Annotated in this window: 18 protein-coding genes; 7 read left to right on the top strand and 11 right to left on the bottom strand. The window is 67.7% G+C overall.

From position 1 onward, the window contains the following. Nucleotides 1–8: 8 nt before the first annotated feature. The gene (locus tag HWX09_RS14515; protein ID WP_027781690.1) at nt 9–1,004 is read left to right on the top strand and encodes a DedA family protein/thiosulfate sulfurtransferase GlpE; all 996 of its coding nucleotides are present in this window, start codon (nt 9–11) and stop codon (nt 1,002–1,004) included. A 52-nt stretch (nt 1,005–1,056) separates the two neighbouring features. Here HWX09_RS14515 and HWX09_RS14510 read toward each other — a convergent pair whose 3' ends face one another. The 7 genes from HWX09_RS14510 to HWX09_RS14480 all read right to left on the bottom strand — a co-directional run bounded on the left by HWX09_RS14510 (nt 1,057) and on the right by HWX09_RS14480 (nt 9,035). After that, a complete protein-coding gene (locus HWX09_RS14510) occupies nt 1,057–2,538 on the bottom strand; it encodes an OprD family outer membrane porin (protein ID WP_027781691.1) in 1,482 nt (493 codons plus the stop codon). A gap of 165 nt (nt 2,539–2,703) precedes the next feature. Next, a complete protein-coding gene (locus tag HWX09_RS14505; RefSeq protein ID WP_027781692.1) occupies nt 2,704–3,723 on the bottom strand; it encodes an oligopeptide/dipeptide ABC transporter ATP-binding protein in 1,020 nt (339 codons plus the stop codon). After that, the gene (locus HWX09_RS14500; RefSeq protein WP_027781693.1) at nt 3,720–4,712 is read right to left on the bottom strand and encodes an ABC transporter ATP-binding protein; all 993 of its coding nucleotides are present in this window, start codon (nt 4,710–4,712) and stop codon (nt 3,720–3,722) included. The genes HWX09_RS14505 and HWX09_RS14500 overlap by 4 nt, the downstream gene beginning before the upstream one ends. 85 nt (nt 4,713–4,797) lie before the next feature. Further along, a complete protein-coding gene (locus HWX09_RS14495; protein WP_027781694.1) occupies nt 4,798–5,700 on the bottom strand; it encodes an ABC transporter permease subunit in 903 nt (300 codons plus the stop codon). A 13-nt stretch (nt 5,701–5,713) separates the two neighbouring features. Continuing rightward, nucleotides 5,714–6,652: an ABC transporter permease subunit gene (locus tag HWX09_RS14490; protein ID WP_027781695.1), complete on the bottom strand. Its 939-nt coding sequence runs from the start codon at nt 6,650–6,652 to the stop codon at nt 5,714–5,716. 11 nt (nt 6,653–6,663) lie between these two features. Further along, the gene (locus HWX09_RS14485; RefSeq protein WP_027781696.1) at nt 6,664–8,277 is read right to left on the bottom strand and encodes a peptide ABC transporter substrate-binding protein; all 1,614 of its coding nucleotides are present in this window, start codon (nt 8,275–8,277) and stop codon (nt 6,664–6,666) included. Nucleotides 8,278–8,456: 179 nt separating this feature from the next. Next, on the bottom strand, nt 8,457–9,035 hold the full coding sequence (locus tag HWX09_RS14480; RefSeq protein ID WP_027781697.1) for a cupin domain-containing protein: 579 nt from the start codon (nt 9,033–9,035) through the stop codon (nt 8,457–8,459). 497 nt (nt 9,036–9,532) lie between these two features. On the opposite strand from HWX09_RS14480, the gene HWX09_RS14475 reads away from it, so the two are divergent. After that, nucleotides 9,533–11,050 carry a peptide MFS transporter gene (locus HWX09_RS14475; protein ID WP_027781698.1) on the top strand — a complete coding sequence of 506 codons (1,518 nt, stop codon included), beginning with the start codon at nt 9,533–9,535 and terminating at the stop codon, nt 11,048–11,050. A gap of 120 nt (nt 11,051–11,170) precedes the next feature. Then, a complete protein-coding gene (locus tag HWX09_RS14470; protein WP_027781699.1) occupies nt 11,171–11,377 on the top strand; it encodes a hypothetical protein in 207 nt (68 codons plus the stop codon). 43 nt (nt 11,378–11,420) lie between these two features. On the opposite strand, the gene HWX09_RS14465 is transcribed toward HWX09_RS14470, so the two are convergent. The 3 genes from HWX09_RS14465 to HWX09_RS14455 form a co-directional block, all read right to left on the bottom strand. After that, nucleotides 11,421–12,545 carry an OpgC domain-containing protein gene (locus HWX09_RS14465; protein WP_027781700.1) on the bottom strand — a complete coding sequence of 375 codons (1,125 nt, stop codon included), beginning with the start codon at nt 12,543–12,545 and terminating at the stop codon, nt 11,421–11,423. Nucleotides 12,546–12,954: 409 nt separating this feature from the next. Next, nucleotides 12,955–13,854 carry an EamA family transporter RarD gene (gene rarD / locus HWX09_RS14460; protein WP_027781701.1) on the bottom strand — a complete coding sequence of 300 codons (900 nt, stop codon included), beginning with the start codon at nt 13,852–13,854 and terminating at the stop codon, nt 12,955–12,957. Between the two features lie 16 nt (nt 13,855–13,870). Continuing rightward, nucleotides 13,871–14,167 carry an acylphosphatase gene (locus HWX09_RS14455; RefSeq protein ID WP_027781702.1) on the bottom strand — a complete coding sequence of 99 codons (297 nt, stop codon included), beginning with the start codon at nt 14,165–14,167 and terminating at the stop codon, nt 13,871–13,873. Between the two features lie 152 nt (nt 14,168–14,319). Here HWX09_RS14455 and hpnA point away from each other — a divergent pair, with 152 nt between their 5' ends. Together hpnA and HWX09_RS14445 are read left to right on the top strand one after the other, a co-directional pair. Beyond that, nucleotides 14,320–15,327 carry a hopanoid-associated sugar epimerase gene (hpnA, locus tag HWX09_RS14450; RefSeq protein WP_011659815.1) on the top strand — a complete coding sequence of 336 codons (1,008 nt, stop codon included), beginning with the start codon at nt 14,320–14,322 and terminating at the stop codon, nt 15,325–15,327. A gap of 108 nt (nt 15,328–15,435) precedes the next feature. Continuing rightward, nucleotides 15,436–16,842: a hypothetical protein gene (locus HWX09_RS14445; protein ID WP_027781703.1), complete on the top strand. Its 1,407-nt coding sequence runs from the start codon at nt 15,436–15,438 to the stop codon at nt 16,840–16,842. 109 nt (nt 16,843–16,951) lie between these two features. On the opposite strand, the gene HWX09_RS14440 is transcribed toward HWX09_RS14445, so the two are convergent. After that, on the bottom strand, nt 16,952–18,139 hold the full coding sequence (locus HWX09_RS14440; RefSeq protein ID WP_027781704.1) for a glycosyltransferase: 1,188 nt from the start codon (nt 18,137–18,139) through the stop codon (nt 16,952–16,954). Nucleotides 18,140–18,540: 401 nt separating this feature from the next. Between HWX09_RS14440 and ispH the strand changes: the two genes are divergently transcribed. Next, nucleotides 18,541–19,482: a 4-hydroxy-3-methylbut-2-enyl diphosphate reductase gene (gene ispH / locus HWX09_RS14435; RefSeq protein WP_027781705.1), complete on the top strand. Its 942-nt coding sequence runs from the start codon at nt 18,541–18,543 to the stop codon at nt 19,480–19,482. Between the two features lie 12 nt (nt 19,483–19,494). Next, nucleotides 19,495–20,655, top strand: a complete 1,161-nt coding sequence (hpnH, locus tag HWX09_RS14430; RefSeq protein ID WP_027781706.1) for an adenosyl-hopene transferase HpnH — start codon at nt 19,495–19,497, stop codon at nt 20,653–20,655. Nucleotides 20,656–20,721: the final 66 nt, after the last annotated feature.

Below are 20,721 nucleotides of genomic sequence, written 5' to 3'. Positions count from 1 at the left end.
CAGCCGTCATGCTCCTACGTGACCTCGTCGCCCAATACGGGCCGCTTCTCGTGTTCGCCAACGTGCTCGCGGCGGCGATCGGCCTGCCGGTGCCCGCGATGCCGACGCTCGTGCTGTTCGGCGCGATGTCGGCGATGCATCCGGCGATGATCGGCTCGCAGCTCGTGACGGTCGTGGTGCTGTCGGTGCTCGGCGCGCTGATCGGCGACACGGTCTGGTACGTCGCCGGGCGGCGTTACGGCGGCACCACGCTGAAGACGATCTGTCGGCTGTCGCTGTCGCGCGATACCTGCGTGAAAAAGACCGAACGCTTCTTCGGCCGCTACGGCGTGCGCGTGCTCGCGGTCGCGCGTTTCATTCCGGGATTGTCGCTGGTGTCGGTGCCGATGGCCGGTGCGCTCGGCACACGCTATCGCACGTTCGCCGGCTACGACGCGCTCGGCGCCGCGCTGTGGACGATCGTCGGGCTGCTGGCCGGCCTCGTGTTCTACCGGCAGATCGACTGGCTGTTCGCCGGCGCGAGCCGTCTCGGCCGTGCGGTGCTGCTGATCATCGTCGCGCTGCTCGCAATCTATGCGGCCGTGCGGTGGATGCGCCGCCGTGCGCTGATCCGCCAGCTCGCGAACGCGCGGATCGGCGTCGACGAGCTCGACGTGCTGCTGCGCGACACCGCCGCCCCGGTGGTGCTCGACGTCCGCTCGCCCGAGCACCGCAAGCTCGACCCGTTCACGATTCCCGGTGCGCAGTTCGCCGACGAGCGCCGGATCGCCGACATCGTCGCGCGCTATCCGCTCACGCAGAAGTTCGTCGTGTATTGCTCGTGCCCGAACGAGGTGACGGCCGCACTGATGGCGAAGCGCCTGCTCGATGCAGGGTTCACCGACGCGCTCGCGCTGCGCGGTGGCCTCGACGCATGGCGCGATACGGGTCGCCAGCTCACGTCGCTCGTGGAGGAAACGCCTGCCGCGAGCGAGCCGGTCGCGGGATGGCACAAACCGGCCTGATCGCACCGATCGCGGGCCGGCTGCGAGACAGGGGGCATTGCGCCCCCTTCCATCAGAACGCGTGCAGCGGCAGGTTCACGACCAGACGGTACTCGGTGTTCGTCGCGTCCGAGTAGTGCGCCGAACCGGCGTGCCACATCGCGATGAACGTGACCTTCGTGTTCTTCAGCTTGCCGCTCTGGAACGTGTACGACGGGATGAAGCCGAACTCGTGGTGACGGCCCTGCACCGGCGCACCGTTGCTCCAGTAGATGCTCGACTTGCTCGGGTCGTTCGCCGCGCCGGCGCTGCCGTCCGCACCCCAGCCCGTCACGCCCCACACCATCGCCTTGAAGCCCGGCAGGCCCGCTTCCTTGCCGTAGAACGTGTAACGCAGCTGCAGCGATTTTTCGTGCGGCGCGTTGTAGTCGACGTCCATCGAGTTGGTCAGGAAGATGCCGTTCGTTTCGTTCAGGTAGTCGAAGAACTGATCGCCGAGCACCTGCTGGAAGCCGAGCAGCAGCTCGTGCGGGCCGTGCTGCGCGGTCAGCGACAGGCTGTACGCGTTGTTGTTGATCTTGCCCTGCAGCGCATCGCCCGTGTCGTGCGTCGAGTAGACGTTGCCGAAGCCGGTCCACTTGATCGTCTGCGGGCTGCCGATGCTGTGCTTCACCGACGCGTAGTACTGGTGCCACACGTCGTCGGCCTGGTTCGCGTACAGCGCGACTTCGCCGTTCGGCGAGTAGTCCCACGTGCCGCCGACGTAAGTCAGGCGATTGATGCGCGTGCCGCCGTATTGCGTCGTCAGGTTGGTGAGCGTCGTATGGCCGCGCGCGTCGGTCTTTGTGAAGCTGCCGCCCTCGAGCATCACGTTCTTGAATTCGTTGCTGACGATCGTCGCGCCGAGGAACGTCGGCGGCAGCGCGCGGTTGTCGTGCTGCTCCATGAACGGGTTGTCGACGGCCTGCAGACCGTACTTGACCACCGTGTTCGAGATGCGCGCCTTGATGTCGTAGATGCCCGGATAGGCCCACGCGAGCTGGTTGCCGCCGCCGCCACCCTTCGCGATGTGCACCATGCTGCCGGCGCCCTGCCCGCCGTCGAGCTTCAGCGCCGCATACAACGACGCATCGAAGCCGATCCCGATCAGGCCGGTCGTATAGCCAGACTCGAAGTTCGCCATCGCGCCCTGGACCCACGCATGGCGATGCGGCCCGCCCTTGTTGTCGAGCACGTCCGCATAGTTGCGGAACAGGAAGTCGAGATGGCTGTCGGCAATGAAGCCGTTCGATTTCGACTGCGCCGACGGCTCGTCGGGTGGCGTGACGGCCTGGGTCGCCTCGGCGTTGACAATGGCGTTCGGGGTCGTTGCCTGCGCAACGGTTGCGCCCGATCCGGCGGCCGGCGCGGCCGGCGCGGCCTGCGCGACCGTCAGCGGCGCCGGCGCCGCGTCGTCGGCGTGCGCGACGCCCGTCAGCGACACGCCGGCGAGCGCCGGTAGTCCCCATGCAAGCAGCATCTTCGATGCCGTCCCGATCGTCTTCTGCTTTTTCATCGTGATTCTCGTCTTGTGTTGATGTCGTCCACGCCGGTTGCGATCCGCTTCCAGCCCCCCGGCGAGCCCGGCTAAGGACGCGCCTGTACCCGCGGCGCGAAGATCGTTCGCGCCGCACCTACCCCTGTTGACCTGCCTTGGTTATGTTTGCTGCGTCACTTCAAATCACGCCGCGCCCGCGCGGATACACGCGACGCGCGCCGCCGACCCCTGCCGCACTTCCGGCAGCGGCACGTCCTGCGCGCACGCGTCGATCGCGACCGGACAGCGCGTGCGGAACGCGCAGCCGGACGGCGGGTTGAGCGGCGAGGGCATCTCGCCCGCCAGCAGCATCGGACGGCGAGCACGCTCGCGCGCCGGCTCCGGCGTCGGCGCCGCATCGAGCAGCGCCTTCGTGTACGGGTGTTGCGGCACGCCGTACACGTCATGCCGCGTGCCGAACTCCATCACGCGGCCGAGATACATCACGAGCACGCGCTGGCTGATGGCCTTCACCACCGCCAGGTCGTGCGCGACGAACAGATAGGACAACGACAGGTCGCGCTGCAGATCGCGCAGCAGGTTCACGATCTGCGCCTGGATCGACACGTCGAGCGCCGATACTGGCTCGTCGCAGATCACGAGCTTCGGCTCGCCGATCAGCGCGCGCGCGATGCCGACGCGCTGGCACTGCCCGCCGGAAAATTCATGCGGGTAACGCAGCAGGTGATGCGCGTTCAGGCCGACGCGTTCGAGCATCGAGACCACGCGGCGGCGCACTTCGGCGCGGCCGAGGCCGGGCTGGTGCGTGACGAGCGGCTCCGCGACGACCTGCTCGATCGTCATGCGCGGATCGAGCGACGCGAGCGGATCCTGGAAGATCATCTGCACTTCGCTGCGCATCGCGGTGCCGCGCAGGTGATCGGGCGCCACGGCCTGGCCGCGCCATTTCACGGTGCCGGCCGTCATCGGCACGAGGCCGATCAACGCGCGAGCGAGCGTCGATTTCCCGCAGCCCGATTCGCCGACGAGCCCGACCGTCTCGCCGCGCCTGACGTCGAACGACACGCCGTCGACCGCGCGCAGCGTGCCCTTCGGCGACCACGGATAGCCGCCGAGCGGCACGCGAAAATGCACCTTCAGATTCTCGACGGACAGCAGCGTGTCGTCCGTCGCGCCGGCTTGGCGGCGTTCATCGACGCTCATCGCAGACCTCCCGTCAGATCGGCCACGGGCCGGTGGCACGCGCGCACCGCGCCCACGGCGCCATAGGTTTCGAGCGCGGGGCGCGCGGCGCCGCAGCGTTCTTCCGCATACGTGCAGCGCTTCGCGAACGCACAGCCGGCCGGCGCGGTGCCGGGCATCGGCGGGTTGCCGGGAATCGCGACGAGCGGCGCATCGTCCGCGTCGGTCAGGCGCGGCAGCGCGTTGAGCAGGCCGATCGTGTACGGATGCGACGGCGCCGCGAAGATCGATTCGGCCGGCGCGTATTCGACGGTGCGGCCCGCGTACATGACCATCACGTCGTCGGCGAGGCCGGCGACCACGCCCATGTCGTGCGTGATCAGCACGATCGCGGTGCCGCGCTCGCGGTTCAGCTCGCGCAGCAGGTCGATGATCTGCGCCTGCACGGTCACGTCGAGCGCGGTGGTGGGCTCGTCCGCGATCAGGATTTCCGGCTCGGACAGCAACGCCATCGCGATCATCACGCGCTGGCGCATGCCGCCCGAGAACTCGTGCGGATACATGCGGATGCGGCGCGCCGCGTCGGGAATGCGCACCGATTCGAGCGCCTCGATCGCGCGCTTGACGGCTGCCTTGCGCGACAGCTTGCGATGCAGCTGCAGCGTTTCGGTCATCTGCCGCTCGATCGTCAGGAACGGATTGAGCGACGTCATCGGATCCTGGAAGATCATCGCGATCCGGTCGCCGCGCACCGCGTTCAGCGCGCGCGTATTCATGTCGAGCAAGTTGTCGCCGCGATAGCGCGCGGTGCCGGTCGTCGTGCCGTTGGCGGCCAGGAGGCCGAGCATCGCCATCACGGTCTGGCTCTTGCCCGAGCCCGATTCGCCGACGATGCCGAGCGTCTTGCCGGCTTCGACCGAGAACGACACGCCGTTTACGGCATCGATCGGCGGGGCGTCCTTGCGCGTGAAGCGCACGCCGAGGTTGTCGACTTCGAGTAGTGCGGTCATGTCAGTCTCCGCCGGGCCGCCCCAAGGAGGCTGACCGCCCCTTCCGGGGGCAGCGAGCAACGTGAGCGTGGGGGTTGTTTCATAGTCAGCGATCCTTCGGGTCGAGCGCGTCACGCAGGCCGTCGCCGACGAAGTTCACGCAGTAGAGCGTCACGCACAGCATGACGGCCGGGGCCAGCAGCAGCCACGGCATCGATTCCAGTTTCTGCGCGCCGTCCTGGATCAGCACGCCCCAGCTCGTCATCGGTTCCTGCACGCCGAGGCCGAGGAACGACAGCACCGATTCGGTCAGCACGATATTCGGCACCGAGACCGTCGCGTACACGACGACCACGCCGAGCAGGTTCGGCACGACGTGGCGCCGCACGATCGACGCCGGCGACACGCCGATCGCACGCGCCGCATCGACGAACTCGCGATTGCGCAGCGACAGCGTCTGGCCGCGCACGACGCGCGCCATGTCGATCCACGAGAACGCGCTGATGGTCAGCACGACCAGCATGAACGAGCGGCCGAACAGGGTCATCATCAGGATCGCGATCAGCAGGTACGGGATCGCGTACATCATGTCGACGACGCGCATCATCACGGAGTCGACGCGGCCGCCCGCGAAGCCCGCGGTCGCGCCCCACGCGACGCCGAACAGGCCCGACACGAGCGTGCCGAGCAGGCCGACCTCGATCGATACGCGGCCGCCGATCAGCGTGCGCACCAGCAGGTCGCGGCCGAGCTCGTCGGTGCCGAACCAGTGCTGGTTCGCCCAGGTCGGCGGCAGGCTGATCGAGCCCCAGTCGCTCGCGGCGGGATCGGCCGCGAGCAGCCACGGGCCGGCGAAGCAGGCGAGCGTGATCAACGCGAGCAGCACGAGGCTGAACACGGCCGCGCGGTTGTGAAGGAAGCGCGCGAACGCCAGCTCGAGCGGCGAGCGCGAACGCGGCGGCGAATCGGTCTGCACGGGCAGACCGACGACGGGAGTGGTCGGAGTCATCGCTATGCCTCGCTCAATAACGGATGCGCGGGTCGAGCCACGCGTACGCGAGGTCGACCAGCAGGTTGAACAGCACCGCGAAGACGGTCGTCAGCACGACGAGGCCGAGCACCAGCGTGTAGTCGCGGTTGATGGCGCCGTTCACGACGAGCTGCCCGAGGCCCGGCAGCGCGAACACCGATTCGGTGACGACGGCCGCCGTGATCGACGTGATGCAGACCGTGCCGAACAGCGACACGACCGGCATGAGTGCGGGCTTCAGCGCGTGGCGCAGCACGATCGTCGAGCCCGGCAGGCCCTTCGCGCGCGCGGTGCGGATGTAGTTGCTCGACAGCGTCTCGATCATCGAGCCGCGCATCACGCGCGCGAGCAGCGACACGTTGATGAAGGTGAGCAGCACGATCGGCAGCAGCCGGTACTGCCAGCCGCCATCGCCCCAGCCGCCCGCCGGCAGCCAGCCGTTGCCGGCCGACGTCTTCAACAGGATCGCGAAGATCCACACCAGCACCGGGCCGAGCACGAACGGCGGCACGACGTTGCCGAAGTTGCCGATCAGCATCACGAAGCGATCGATCACGCTGTCGCGGCGCACGGCCGCGACGGTGCCGAGCAGCACGCCGACCACGATCGAGATCGGGATCGACACGCCGCCCACGCCGAGGCTCACGGGCAGCGCCTTCTTCACGAGATCGTTCACCGACCAGTCGACGTAGCGGAACGACGGGCCGAGATCACCGTGCAGCAGCGAACCGAGATACAGCAGGTACTGCTTCCACAGCGGCTCGTCGAGGTGGTACTTCGCGTTCAGGTTCGCGAGCGTCGCGGCGGACAGCTGCTTCTCCGTATCGAACGGGCCGCCGGGCGTGAAATGCAGCAGCAGGTAGCAGACGGTGATGACCGCGAGGATCGTCGGCACCGCCCACAACGTGCGCCTCAGTGCGTAGGCCAGCATGATCGCTCCGCTCAGTGCTTGATCAGGTACAGGTCCTGCGAAGCACGCATGTCGATCACGTTCTTCAGCGAATAGCCGCCCACGTAGGGCTTCACGAGACGGTCGGCCGAATACTGGAACAGCGGCACCATCGGCGTGTCGTTCATCGCCATGTCGTGCGCCTGCGTGAGCAGCGCGGCGCGCGCCTTGTCGTCGAGCTTCTGGTTGCCTTCGTCGACGAGCGCGTCCATCTGCTTGTTGCAATAGCCGACGGTGTTCTGCGAGCTGCCGCAGCGGATCAGGTCGAAGAAGGTCATCGCGTCGTTGTAGTCGGCGAACCAGCCGTCGCGCGCGATCTGCACCTTGCCGTCATGCCGCTCCTTCATCAGCACCTTGAATTCGACGTTCTCGAGTTTCGTGGTGATGCCGAGCTTCGTGCGCCATTCCGAGGCGGTGAACAGCGCGACCTTCTTGTGCAGGTCGTTGGTGTTGTACGTGAGCGTGAACGACAGCGGCTTCGCGTCCGAATAGCCGGCCTGCTTCAGCAGGTCCTTCGCGGTCGCAATGCGCTTGGCCATCGGCCACGACGCCCATTCCGGCGTGAACGGCTGCACGCCCTTCGTGCCGTTCGGCATCAGCCCGTACATCGGCTTCTCGCCGGCCTGCGTGAGCTTCGACGTGAGCACGTCGCGATCGATCACCATCGACAGCGCCTGGCGCACGCGCTTGTCCTTCAGCGCCGCGTCGCTGTTGTTCAGGTAGTAGTAGTAGGTCGCGAGCTGCAGGCCCGGGCGCAGTTCGCCGCCGAACTGCTTGCTCACCTGCTGGAAGATGCCCGACGGAATCGAGTAGCTGTAGTCGATCTGGCCGGCCTGGTACATGCGCATCGCGGTTTCGTCGCTTTCGATCGGCAGGTACGTGACCTTGTTGATCACGACCTTCGACGCGTTCCAGTACTTCGTGTCCTTCGTCGCCACGATGCGGTTGTTCGGCTGCCAGTCGACGAGCTGGTACGCGCCGTTGCTGACGATGTTGCCCGGGCGCGTCCATGCGTCGCCGAACTTCGCGACCACGTCCTTGTTCACCGGCGCGAGCGGCGCCATCGCGGTCAGCTCGGGGAAGAATGCGACGGGCACGTCGGTCGTCACCTCGAGCGTGTACGGATCGACGGCGCGCACGCCGAGCGTCGACGATGCGGCCTTGCCGGCGATGATGTCCTTCGAGTTCTTGATGAACTCGACGAGGATCGTGTATTTCGAGCCCGTCTTCGGATCGACGAGGCGCTGCCACGAATAGACGAAATCGGCGGCCGTCACCGGCTGGCCGTTGCTCCACTTCGCGTCGCGGCGAAGCTTGAAGATCCACGTCTGCGGCGTCTTGCGTTCCCACGACAGCGCGACGCCCGGCACGACCTGGCCGGCCGCATCAATGCGCGCGAGCCCTTCGAACAGGTCGAGGCCGATCGTGTTGCCGGTCCACGATTCGATGTGCGCCGGATCGAGCGACTCGACTTCGGCCGGCACCTGTCGCGTCAGGTCCTGTTGCGGAGCGAGCGCGACGTTCGACGGAACGGTTACGGCGTGGGCGACGGGCGTCGTCAGGGCGAGCGCGGCCAGCACGGCCGACATGGCATGCAAGGATTTCATCGTGGCAGTCTTGAGAAAGTGTGTTCGGTGAGCGTCGCGCGGCGGATGCCGCGGATTACGCGTGAGACGCTGACGGGTGCAGCGATCGAGGAGGCCCGTGGTTCTCGTATTGCATGTTAGTATTCCTTACGTTTCTTTCGACAGGCATCCCGTCGAAGAAACGAAGGAATACCCGTGCGTTAGAACAGTCGCGGCGTACCGACCCAGACCACCACCGACTCGATCTTCGCGGTGTTGACCCAGCTGTGCGGCACCGTCGACTGATAGTGCGAACTGTCGCCGGCCTGCAGGACGAACGTCTTGCCTTCCAGCGTCAGCGACACTTCCCCTTCAATCACGTACAGGAACTCCTCTCCTGCATGTGTCGTCACCTCGGACCGTTTCTGCCCCGGCGGCATCCTCACGAGGATCGCCTCCAGCTGGCGCCCTTCGGACACGTTCGTCAGCCGCGCGAACAGGTTCGCCGAATCGGCAAACCCGAAGAAGCGCAACTGATCGCCTCGGCAAACCGAGCGTTCCTCGCTCGGCGTATCCACGAAGTACTGCACCGTCACACCGAGCGCGTGTGCGATACCGGCCAGCGACGTCAGCGACGGCGACGCGAGCCCGCGCTCGACTTGAGACAGAAACGGCTTCGAAATCCCCGCGGCGGTAGCGGTGTCGTCGAGCGTGCGCTTCAAACGTTGGCGCAACGCGCGAATCTTGCCGCCAAGTGCGACAGCGTCTGCCGATCGCGAGTTTTCAGTGGGGGGAACCATAGCAGGCCGAAAAGTGGTCGTCAAAAAATGTTTGATGGAAAGTAACTAAGTTAATTCGAGATAGCTTAATCTTCGGGTTCGCACACGTCTTCGGCATTGAGCCCGGTGCACTAAACAGGGCCCGAAGCGAGCGAAACGACGCGCTATCTTGCCAGACTCGCCGGCTTCACAGGCAAGCTGCAAGCGGCTCTCCGGGAATCTGCGGAGAACGGGCGTCAAGCTTACAAGTAAATGATGAGACGAATATTCCTGAAAGCTGCTGCCATATCGGGAGTTTCCCTGAGTGGCGCGCACCTGACGCACCGGACCGGCAAACGTTACCATTCGCGCGCCGGTCGGGGCCTCGCTCCGCCTCGTAGGGCGGAGTCCGTCCCCGGCCCGGGCTAACCGCCCGACTGCTCCATCGCCGACGCAAGCCTATCCGGCCACAGTGTTCCGGCGCCAGTTCGACCCCCAAGGCGACGCGCGATCCGCGCCGTCCGTTTCAAACGAGATTGATGATGCACGCACCTGTTTCACAGACCCGATCGTTTACGACGGTCTTCCTCATCGAAATGTGGGAGCGCTTCGGCTACTACGGCATGGCCGCGCTCCTGGTCCTCTTCATGGTCGACCGGCTCGGCTTCACCGACAGCCACGCGAACCTGACCTGGGGGGCATTCACCGCACTCGTCTACGCCGCGCCGTCGATCGGCGGCTGGATCGGCGACAAGGTGCTCGGCGCGCGCCGCACGATGATCATCGGCGCGTCCGTGCTGTGCGCCGGCTACCTGATGCTCGCGGTGCCGAACGATCACCTGACGTACATGTACGCGTCGCTCGGCGTGATCGTCGTCGGCAACGGCCTGTTCAAGGCCAACGCGGCAAACCTCGTGCGCCGCATCTACGAAGGCGACGACGCGCGCATCGACAGCGCGTTCACGATCTACTACATGGCGGTCAACATCGGCTCGACGGTGTCGATGCTCGCGACGCCGTGGATCAAGGATCACTGGGGCTGGCACACCGCGTTCGCGGTCTGCTGCGGCGGCATGCTGCTCGCGATCCTCAACTTCATGCTGATGCACCGTACGCTCGCGCACGTCGGCTCGCAGCCGGATGACGAACCGATCCGCTGGAAGCGCCTCGGCGCGGTCGCGGCCGGTGGCGTCGCGCTCGCGCTGATCACGCTGTACGTGCTGCAGCACAAGCAGCTCGCGGTCGCCAGCGTGTGGACGGCCGCGTTCGCGATCCTCGCGATCTTCGCGTACATGATCGCGAAGTCGGAGCGCTCGGAGCGCGCGGGCCTGATCGCGGCGCTCGTGCTGATCGGCCAGGTGATCCTGTTCTTCATCTTCTACGTGCAGATGTCGACGTCGCTGACGCTGTTCGCGCTGCGCAACGTCGACCCGCGCTTCATGCTGTTCGGCACGACGCTGTTCACGTGGAGCGCCGCGCAGTTCCAGGCGCTGAACCCGATCTGGATCATGCTGCTGAGCCCGGTGCTCGTGTGGGTCTACAACGCCGTCGCGAAGGGCGGCCGCGACCTGCCGGTCGCCGCGAAGTACGCGCTCGGTTTCGGTGCGGTCGCCGCGGGCTACCTGGTGTTCACGATCAGCGGCCGCTACGCGGTCGACGGCCGCGTGTCGTCGTGGTTCATGGTGTGGGGCTACGGCCTGTACTCGCTCGGCGAACTGCTGGTGAGCGGCCTCGGCCTCGCGATGATCGCCCGCTACGTGCCGGCGCGCATGAGCGGCTTCATGATGGGCGCGTATTTCGTCGCGACGGGCGTGTCGCAGTATCTGGGCAGCGTCGTCGCGAACTTCGCGCAGATGCCGTCGCACGAACTGCCGGCCACCGAATCGCTGCCGCTCTACCTGTCGCTGTTCGAGAAGCTCGGCTGGCTCGCCGCGATCGGCATGCTGCTCGCGCTGCTGCTGCTGCCGCTGATGAACCGCCTGTCGCGCCAGCATCAGCGCTGCGTGGAAGAGCGCCGCGACGAAGCGCTGCAGGCGCAGGCCGCCGCCGCGCAGTAAGTACTATCCCTCGGCGTGCGGCTTGCACGCCACATTCTCCCGCCAGGCGCGCGAACGCGTCCTACACTGGTTGCAGGCAATGCATCCGCTTCGCGAGATGCGCACTGGCTGGAGAGCACGATGAAAAACAAGACGACGCGGCTTTTGAGGATCCTGTCGGACATCCGGCATGCGCAGCGCTGCACCGCGATGCGCGCCGCCCGGGCCGCGGCCGAAGCCGATGCGGTCCTCGCGGAGCGCGACGACCCGGCGCAGGACGAACGCGACGACGCCGAAGCCGACGACGCCACCGCCACGCCCCGCTCCCGTATCGGCTCACCTCACTGATGCCGCGCGGCGCCTGCCGCGCCGCCTGCCCCCTCGCGCGCGCCTATGCCGCCGCGCCGCGCCATCGCGCGAACCACGTTCCCGAACCGGCCACCGCCATCATCAGCCCGACCGCGCACGCGTCGGCCGCGAGGCCCACGCCGACATGCCGCAGATCGGCGCTGCGCACGACCGGATGCAGCAGCGAATCGATCACGAGCGAAATCGCCGCGCCCGCGACGAAGCAGATCAGCCCGCGCTGGCCGACCGCCACGATGGGCCGCACGCCCTGCGCGATCCGCGCGATCCAGCCGAAGCGCACGCAATCGGCCATCAGCCACGCAACGGCCGCGAAGCTCACGACGCGCGGCAGCGCGAGATCCCGCTTGAGCACGCCTTCCGGCACCGGCAGCCCCGAGAACAGCTTGTAGCTCGCGCAGCCGAGCACGATCGCGAACGCGAGCCCGGTCGCGGCGGCGCCCCAGCGGCCGAGCGCGATGCGCCGGTAGAACGGCTGGCAGCGTGCAAGCACGCCGGCGACGAACATCAGTTGCCACGCGAACGGGTTGAAGCTCCAGCGGAAGCCGTCGGTGTCGAGCAGCTCCGGGCCGAGCCAGCCCGCGGCGAGCCACGACGCGGCGCTGACCGCGACGAGCAGCCACGGATGGCGCCGCGCGAACGGCACCAGCACCGGCGACGCGAGCGCGAACAGCACGTACATCGGCAGCACCGACGCGAGATACGGCTGGCGCTGGAACGTCAGCAGCTCGGCCGCGCCCGTGAGCGGCGACGCGAGCATCACGCTGACGTCGTCGAGCGCGAGGTTCGGCGCATCGATTCCGTAGTGGTCGAGCACGGCCGACACGACGAGCATCAGCGTCGACGTCGCGAGAAACGCGCGGTAGATCTGCATCGCGCGCCGCACGAAACGCCGCTGCGCGGCGCGTGCGCCGTGCCGCTCGGCGATCGCGCCGTACGCGCTCGCGGTCGCGAAACCGCCGAGGAACACGAACACCTCGGCCGCATCGCACAGCGCGAACGCGTGCAGCGTCACGCGCGACAGCACGCTCGCGCCGATGTGATCGACGACGATCATCAACAGCACGAGCCCGCGGAAGAAATCGATTTCGATCAGGCGGCCGCCGCGCGACGGCGGCGCCGTGGCGGAAGGCAGCGGGCTCAACGACATGAGCGCACCTGTGCGGCGGCGGTGCGACGCGCACCGGGGAAGGAATCGGGAACAAGCAGGCGAGCGCGATCGGCGGCGATACGCGTATGCTCGCATCGCGCCAACCCGGCCGGCCCGGCACGGAGATGACCGTTCATTGAAAAGCTGCATACGAAGGGAAGTCGGTCAGCTCAGTCTAATGGCCGATCAGGGGTGACCCTAAGTAACAAAGTGCAACCGAATCTTCTCTTCGATTACAAGCGCGAGCGTTGCGCGGAGAAGCGGGCAGCGTCGCCAGATTCGCGTCAGCGCCGCGCCAGTTGGCGGTCAGTATCGAGGGATTCGGCAGAGAAACGAGCGCGGTTGGATGGTCGCTGATGCACGCGATGCGCGGCACGTTCCGCACGGCCGGCGCATCGCGATGGCGCGGCTATTTGCGCGCGGGCAGGCGCCGCATCAGCATTGCGCTGTGCCACGCGGTCAGCGCGACGGCGACCCAGATCGGTCCGTACGTCGCGAGCTGCGCGACGCTGAGCGTCTCGCCGAGCAGCAGCAGCGACACCACGACGAGCAGCACGGGCTCGACGTAGCCGAGAATTCCGAACAGCGCCATCGGCAGCATCCGGCTCGCCTTCAGGTAGCTCGCGAGCGCGAGCGTGCTGAGGATGCCGAGCCCCGGCAGCAACGCGGCCCACAGCAGCGGATGGCCGGCGACACGCGTCGTGCTCGTCGCGACCATCGCCAACGCGATCGGGCACAGCAGCACGATCTCGATCGCGAAGGCGGCCAGCGAATCGGCGTTGATGCGCCGGCGCAGCACGAAATACGGCGGATAGCCGAGCGCGACGACCAGCGTCGGCCACGCGAACGCGCGCGTCGCCCACACCTCGTGCGCGACGCCGAGCGCCGCGCACGCGACCGCAGCCCACTGAAGCGGGTCAAGCCGTTCGTGATAGTAGAAGCGGCCGACGAGCACCATCGTCAGCGGCAGCAGGAAATAGCCGAGCGACACTTCGAGCATCCGGCCGTGCAGCGGCGCCCACAGGAACAGCCACAGCTGCACGCCGAGCAGCGCCGCGCTCACCGGCAGCGCGATCAGCAGGCGCCAGTCGCGCGCGCTGCGCCGCGCAAGCTCGACGAGCGCCGGCCAGCGGCCGCGCAGCGCGATCAGCGCGAGCGCCCCCGGCGCGGTCCACACGACGCGCCACGCGAAGATGTCGAGCCCCGTGAGCGGCGCGAGCAGTTTCGCGTAAGCCGACATCAGCGCGAACAGCGTCGACGCCATCACCGACAGCATGAGGCCGCGCCCGGCTTCCGGATACCCCGTCATGATCGTTCCGTGCCGCTTACTGCTGCTGGAAGCGCTCGAAGCGCCGCTCGGTCCGGCGTTCCTCGAATGTCACCTCGGTCACGCGCGCGGCGGGCGGCCCGTGACGCAGCCACGCGAGCATCCGGTCGATCTGCGCGCCGGGGCCCTGGATCATCGCCTCGACGGTGCCGTCCTCGAGATTCGCGACCCAGCCGCGCAGCTTCAGCGCATGCGCTTCGCGCACCGTCGCATGACGAAAGCCGACGCCCTGCACGACGCCGCGCACCCGCACGTAGTAGGTCTCGATCCGTTCGTCCAGTTCATTGCGGCTCATCGCGTCGCCCTCCCGTTGCATTCAAGCCCGGCATTGTAGTCGGGTCGGCCGCTTCGCACACGCGCCGGCCGGGCGTCGCCGCGCGCGCCGACCACGTACAATCTCGCCGATGCCCAACCGCCGCGCCGCCCGCGTGGCCCCGAAGGAAACGCATGACTGATACTTCCCGCGATCTCGTTCTCGTCACCGGCGCGTCCGGTTTCGTCGGCTCGGCCGTCGCGCGCATCGCGCAGCAGAAAGGCTATGCGGTGCGCGTGCTCGTGCGCCCCACCAGCCCGCGCACGAACGTCGCGGATCTCGATGCCGAGATCGTCACCGGCGACATGCGCGACGAGGCGTCGATGCGCGCCGCGCTGCGCGGCGTGCGCTACCTGCTGCATGTGGCGGCCGACTACCGGCTGTGGGCGCCCGACCCCGACGAGATCGAGCGCGCGAACCTCGAAGGCGCGGTCGCGACGATGCGCGCCGCCCGCGCGGAAGGCGTCGAGCGGATCGTCTACACGAGCAGCGTCGCGACGCTGAAGGTGACGAGCGCCGGCGACCCGTCCGACGAGAACCGGCCGCTCACGGCCGAGCAGGCGATCGGTGTCTACAAGCGCAGCAAGGTGCTCGCGGAGCGCGCGGTCGAACGGATGATCGCCGACGAAGGGCTGCCCGCCGTGATCGTCAATCCGTCGACGCCGATCGGCCCGCGCGACGTCAAGCCGACGCCGACCGGCCGCATCATCGTCGAGGCCGCGCTCGGCAAGATTCCCGCGTTCGTCGACACGGGGCTGAACCTCGTGCACGTCGACGACGTCGCGCACGGCCACTTCCTCGCGCTCGAGCGCGGCCGGATCGGCGAGCGCTACATCCTCGGCGGCGAGAACCTGCCGCTGCAGCAGATGCTCGCGGACATCGCGCAGATGACGGGCCGCAAGGCGCCGACGATCGCGCTGCCGCGCTGGCCGCTGTATCCGCTCGCGCTCGGCGCCGAAGCGGTCGCGAAATTCACGAAGAAGGAGCCGTTCGTCACCGTGGACGGGCTGCGGATGTCGAAGAACAAGATGTATTTCACGTCGGCGAAGGCCGAGCGCGAGCTCGGCTACCGGGCGCGCCCGTATCGCGAAGGGCTGCGCGATGCGCTCGACTGGTTCGGCTCGGCGGGCTACCTGAAGTAACACAAAGCGGCGCACCTCGCGCCGCTTCGCGCACTTTGTTACACGTCGCGCACGGACCGGCATCGGCGCAGCGGTTAAAATCGCGGGTCTTACGCAGAGAAGACACGCATGAACCTGAACGATCAGATCGCTTCGCTCGCCACGGGCGTCGATCAGCTCCTCCACGATCACCACGCCGCGCAACAGGCGGCACGCAGCGCGGAAGCCTTCGCGCGCGCCGCGGCAGCGGAAGCCCGGGCCGCGGCCGAGCGTCACGCGGCGGCGGAAGCCGAAGCGCAGGCCGCCGCGCAGCGCCACACGGCTGCTGCCGTCGACGCCGAAGCCGCGCAGCGGCGCCACGCCGACGCCACCGCCGCCGCCGAAGCAGCCGCCCAACGTCATACGGATGCGGCCACGCAAGCCGAAGCCGCGTCGCAGCGCCATGCGGAAGCCACCGCGCTGACCGAAGCGCTCGCGCAACGTCACGCGGATGCCGAAGCCGCATCGCAGCGCCACGCGGCGGCGATCGCCGAAGCCGAGGCCGCCGCGCAGCGTCATCATGCCGCCGCGACCGAGGCCGAAGCGGCCGCGCAACGTCATGCCGCGGCGACCGTCGAAGCCGAAGCCGCCGCGAAGCGCCACGCGGAAGCGACCGCCGAAGCCGAAGCCGCCGCGCAACGCCACGCGGCCGCGATCGCCGAGGCCGAGGCGCTCGCCCGGCGTCACACGCAGGCGCTGGCCGACACGCAGGCCGCCGCCCAGCGCCACGCCGAAGCCACCGCGGAGGCCGAAGCCATCACGCGGCGTCACGCCGAAGCGATCGCCCAGGCCGAAGCCGCCGCGCAACGCCACGCCGAAGCCACCGCCGAGGCCGAAGCCATTACGCAGCGCCATACCGAAGCGATCGCCCAGGCCGAAGCGGCCGCGCAGCACCACGCCAAGGCCATCGCCGACGCCGAAGCGCTGGTCGAGGCCGTCGTCAAGGAAGCCGCGACGAGTGCGGCGGCGACCGCCGTGGCGGCCGAAGCCGTAGAACCGGCACCCGCGGACACGCCGGCGGTGGAGCCGGCCGTACACGCGGTCGCACCGGTTGCTGCCGAAGCAGCCGAGGTGTCGACCTCAGCCGCCGACGCCGAAACCGCGATCGTCCCGGCGGCGCGCACCGACTCCGCGGCTGAAACCGACACCGATACCGCCGCCGCGCCGGCCGACAAGGCGACGCTGCATGTCGCGCGCCCGTCCCAGAACGAACTCACGCTGACCATCAACGGTGAGTCGATCACGCTGCATCCGGAGCAACTGGGCCAACTGATCGAGGAACTCGCGCACGCGCGCGCCTCGATGCAGCCGGAGCCGCCGCCCGGCATTCCGGCCGGCTGGCGTTTCGTGACGACGAAGAACCCGATGATGGCCGTGCAGAAGCAGGCGAACGGCGACCGCCTGCTAGTCGCCCGCCATACGGGCTACGGCTGGGTGCCGTTTACGTTCTCGCCGGACGTCGTGATCCAGATGTACATGATGCTGACGCAGCGGTAAGCGCCGGCATCGGCAAACGACGCCGCCGAAAACGAAACAGCCCGATCGGTCCGCACCGATCGGGCTGTTTGCTTTCCGGCTGCCGGGAGGCACGCCTCCCGGAACACACTCAGCGCTCCACCGGCGCCTGCACGCGCGCCTTCCACTGGCCGCCCTTGCCGCGCCAGTAACGCCATGCGGAAGCGAACGTCGCGCCGACGTAGAACAGCGCGACGAGCGGCAGCGCGGGCGCCCACAGCGGCGAGCGACGGTAGTAGCGCAGCATCGGCGCATAGGCGGCGCACATCGACGCCCACGCGAGCCACGCCGGCCACGCGCGCGCGCCGTAGGCGAGCGCGGCGACGGGCGGCGCCAGGTAGATGATCGTCATCCCGAGCAGCGTGCCGGCCAGCAGCAGCGGCGAATAGTGCAGCTGGGTGAACGCGGTGCGCGCGATCATGTTCCAGATGTCGCGCCAGCTGTCGTACGGGCGCAGCGACACGCTGCGATCGGCGAGATCGAGCCGGATCGGATGGCGGCCGGTGCCGCGATGCTTGATCTGCGCGGCGAGGCTGCAGTCGTCGATCAGCGCGCCGCGAATCGATTCAATGCCGCCCGCTTCCTCGAGCGCCGTGCGCTTCACGAGCATGCAGCCGCCCGCCGCGCCGGCCGTCCGGTTGCGCGGATTGTTGATCCACGAGAACGGGTACAGCTTCGCGAAGAAGAACACGAACGCCGGGATCAACGCCTTTTCCCAGAACGAGTCGCAGCGCAGCCGCACCATCAGCGACACGAGATCGCGATTCTCGGCCTGCGCGCGCGTGACGAGCTGGGCGACGGCGTCGGGCGGATGGCCGATGTCGGCATCCGTCAGCAGCAGGTAATCGGCCGGCAGGCCGAGCGTCTGCACCGCCGCGATCCCCTGCGACTGCGCCCACACCTTGCCCGACCAGCCGGCCGGCAGCGGCTTCGCGGTCAGCACCGTCAGCCGGTCGGCGCGGTTGATCGCGAGCGCGGCCGCGCGGGCCGCGTCGGCGGTGCCGTCGTCGCTGTGGTCGTCGACGATGATCAGATGGAAGTCGCCCGGATAGTTCTGCTCGAGCAGCGAAGTCGCCGCGCGGGCGATCACGTCGGCTTCGTTGCGCGCCGGCACGACCGCCACGACGGCAGGCCAGCCGGCTTCGGCCGCGGCGCCGCGCGCATCGGGCGGCAGCGGCCGCGCGGGCTGCGCGCGCCAGAAGCCGCCGCGCGCGACGAGCAGCACGATCCAGATCACCAGCGACAGGCCGGACACCAGAAAAGCGATCGCCAGCATCATCGGCATGCCTCCTGCCGTGCGCCAGCGCATTCGGTATGAATAGGGGTCAGAAACGAAACACCCGACGCCGCATGGTCGGACGGGCAATACGCGTAAGAATCGACGGTCATCGAATGGCCTTGAAATGAGCGCGATGGCGGGCAGCCGGAGCGGCCGACCGCGAAACCGCGCAGTTTACCGGGTTCCGCGCGCGCCAGCGCCGACGCGGCTCTCCCGCAATTGCAACGATGCCGATACGGCACCGAAGCAAGGACGGCGCGATAGGGTTAAAATGCGCGATTAATTCGGGGTTCCGGGGCCTGGCCGGCCGGTTCGTTCCTGCCTTCATAACATCAAGCCGGGGCGAGCGAGCAGTGCCAGCTCCTCGAACCCCGGTATCTGTCGTCGGAGTTCGCTCACTTATGCGAGTCATCCTTGCCCAGCCCCGCGGCTTCTGTGCGGGGGTTGTCCGTGCGATCGAGATCGTCGATCGCGCGCTGCAACAGCACGGTGCGCCGGTCTATGTGCGTCATGAGATCGTGCATAACCGGCATGTCGTCGAAAATCTGCGAAATAAAGGGGCACGATTCGTTGAGGAACTCGACGAGGTGCCGCACGGCGCTGTCGCGATCTTCAGCGCGCACGGTGTCGCCCAGACGGTCGAGCACGACGCGCAAGCGCGCGGGCTCGACGTGCTCGACGCGACCTGCCCGCTCGTCACGAAAGTGCACGTGCAGGGCCGCCAGTATGTCGCGGCGGGCCGCCGGCTGATCCTGATCGGCCACGCGGGCCACCCGGAAGTCGAGGGTACGATCGGCCAGATTCCGGCCGAGGTGATCCTCGTGCAGAGCGAAGCCGAAGTCGATACGCTGACGCTGCCCGTCGATACGCCGGTCGCGTACATCACGCAGACCACGCTGTCGGTCGACGACACGCGCGGCATCATCGAAGCGCTGCAGCGCCGGTTCACCGACCTCGTCGGCCCGGACACGCGCGACATCTGCTATGCCACGCAGAATCGCCAGGCCGCCGTGCGCGAGCTGAGCGAACAGGTTGACGTGCTGCTCGTCGTCGGTGCGACGAACAGTTCGAACTCGAACCGCCTGCGCGAGATCGGCACCGAAAGCGGTGTGCCGAGCTATCTCGTCGCCGACGGCTCGGAAGTGAAGGCCGAATGGTTCGCGGGCGTGCAGACGGTCGGCCTGACCGCCGGCGCGTCGGCGCCCGAGGAAATGGTCGAGGATGTAATCGGCGCGCTGCGCGCGCTGGGGCCCGTCGATGTCGCGACGATGGCGGGCCGTGAAGAAAAAGTCGAATTCAAGTTGCCGGCGAAGCTCATGCAAGCTGTCGCCCGCGAAGTTTAAGGAGGACATACCTTGTCTATTCCGCTGCTCCAGCAAGTTCGTGTCGGCGCCTACATCGTGCGCCAGCACCTGTCCGGCAACAAACGCTATCCGCTCGCGCTGATGCTCGAGCCGCTGTTCCGCTGCAACCTCGCGTGCAACGGCTGCGGCAAGATCGATTATCCGGATCCGATCCTGAACCAGCGTCTTTCCGTCGAGGAATGCCTGCAGGCCGTCGACGAGTGCGGCGCGCCCGTCGTGTCGATCGCAGGCGGCGAGCCGCTGCTCCACAAGGAGATGCCGGAAATCGTCAAGGGCATCACGAAGCGCAAGAAGTTCGTGTACCTGTGCACGAACGCGCTGCTGATGGAAAAGAAGATGGACGACTACGCGCCGAGCCCGTATTTCGTCTGGTCGGTCCACCTCGACGGCGACAAGGAAGCACACGATCACTCGGTGTCGCAGGAAGGCGTGTACGACAAGGCCGTCGCGGCGATCAAGGAAGCGAAGCGCCGCGGCTTCCGCGTGAACATCAACTGCACGCTGTTCAACGATGCGGTGCCGGAGCGCGTCGCGAAGTTCTTCGACACGCTGGGCCCGATCGGCGTCGACGGCATCACCGTGTCGCCGGGCTACGCGTACGAGCGCGCGCCGGATCAGCAGCACTTCCTGAACCGCGACAAGACGAAGAACCTGTTCCGCGAAATCCTGAAGCGCGGCGAAGGCGGCAAGCGCTGGTCGTTCAGCCAGTCGTCGCTGTTCCTCGACTTCCTGGCCGGCAACCAGACGTACAAGTGCACGCCGTGGGGCAACCCGGCGCGTACGGTGTTCGGCTGGCAGAAGCCGTGCTACCTGGTCGGCGAAGGTTACGTGAAGACCTTCAAGGAACTGATGGAAACGACGGAGTGGGACAACTACGGCGTCGGCAACTACGAGAAGTGCGCCGACTGCATGGTCCACTGCGGCTTCGAGGCCACGGCCGTGATGGACACGATCTCGAACCCGCTGAAGGCGCTGCGCGTGAGCCGCAAGGGCATCAAGACCGACGGCCCGTTCGCACCGGACATCTCGATCGCGAAGCAGCGTCCGGCCGAGTACGTGTTCTCGCGCCACGTCGAGATCAAGCTCGAGGAAATCCAGCGCGCCGGCAAGGGCAAGCTGCAGAAGCCGGCGAAGTCGGCGACGGCGGCTTAAGCGCGTTTCGCCGCGCGAAGGTTCACGCCTTCAGCGGCCACGCATCGAAAAAGCGCCACGGGGTTC

This window comes from Burkholderia sp. BCC1208, from assembly GCF_902833095.1.
GTDB lineage: Bacteria > Pseudomonadota > Gammaproteobacteria > Burkholderiales > Burkholderiaceae > Burkholderia.
This window is presented reverse-complemented; position numbering and strand designations above follow the sequence as displayed.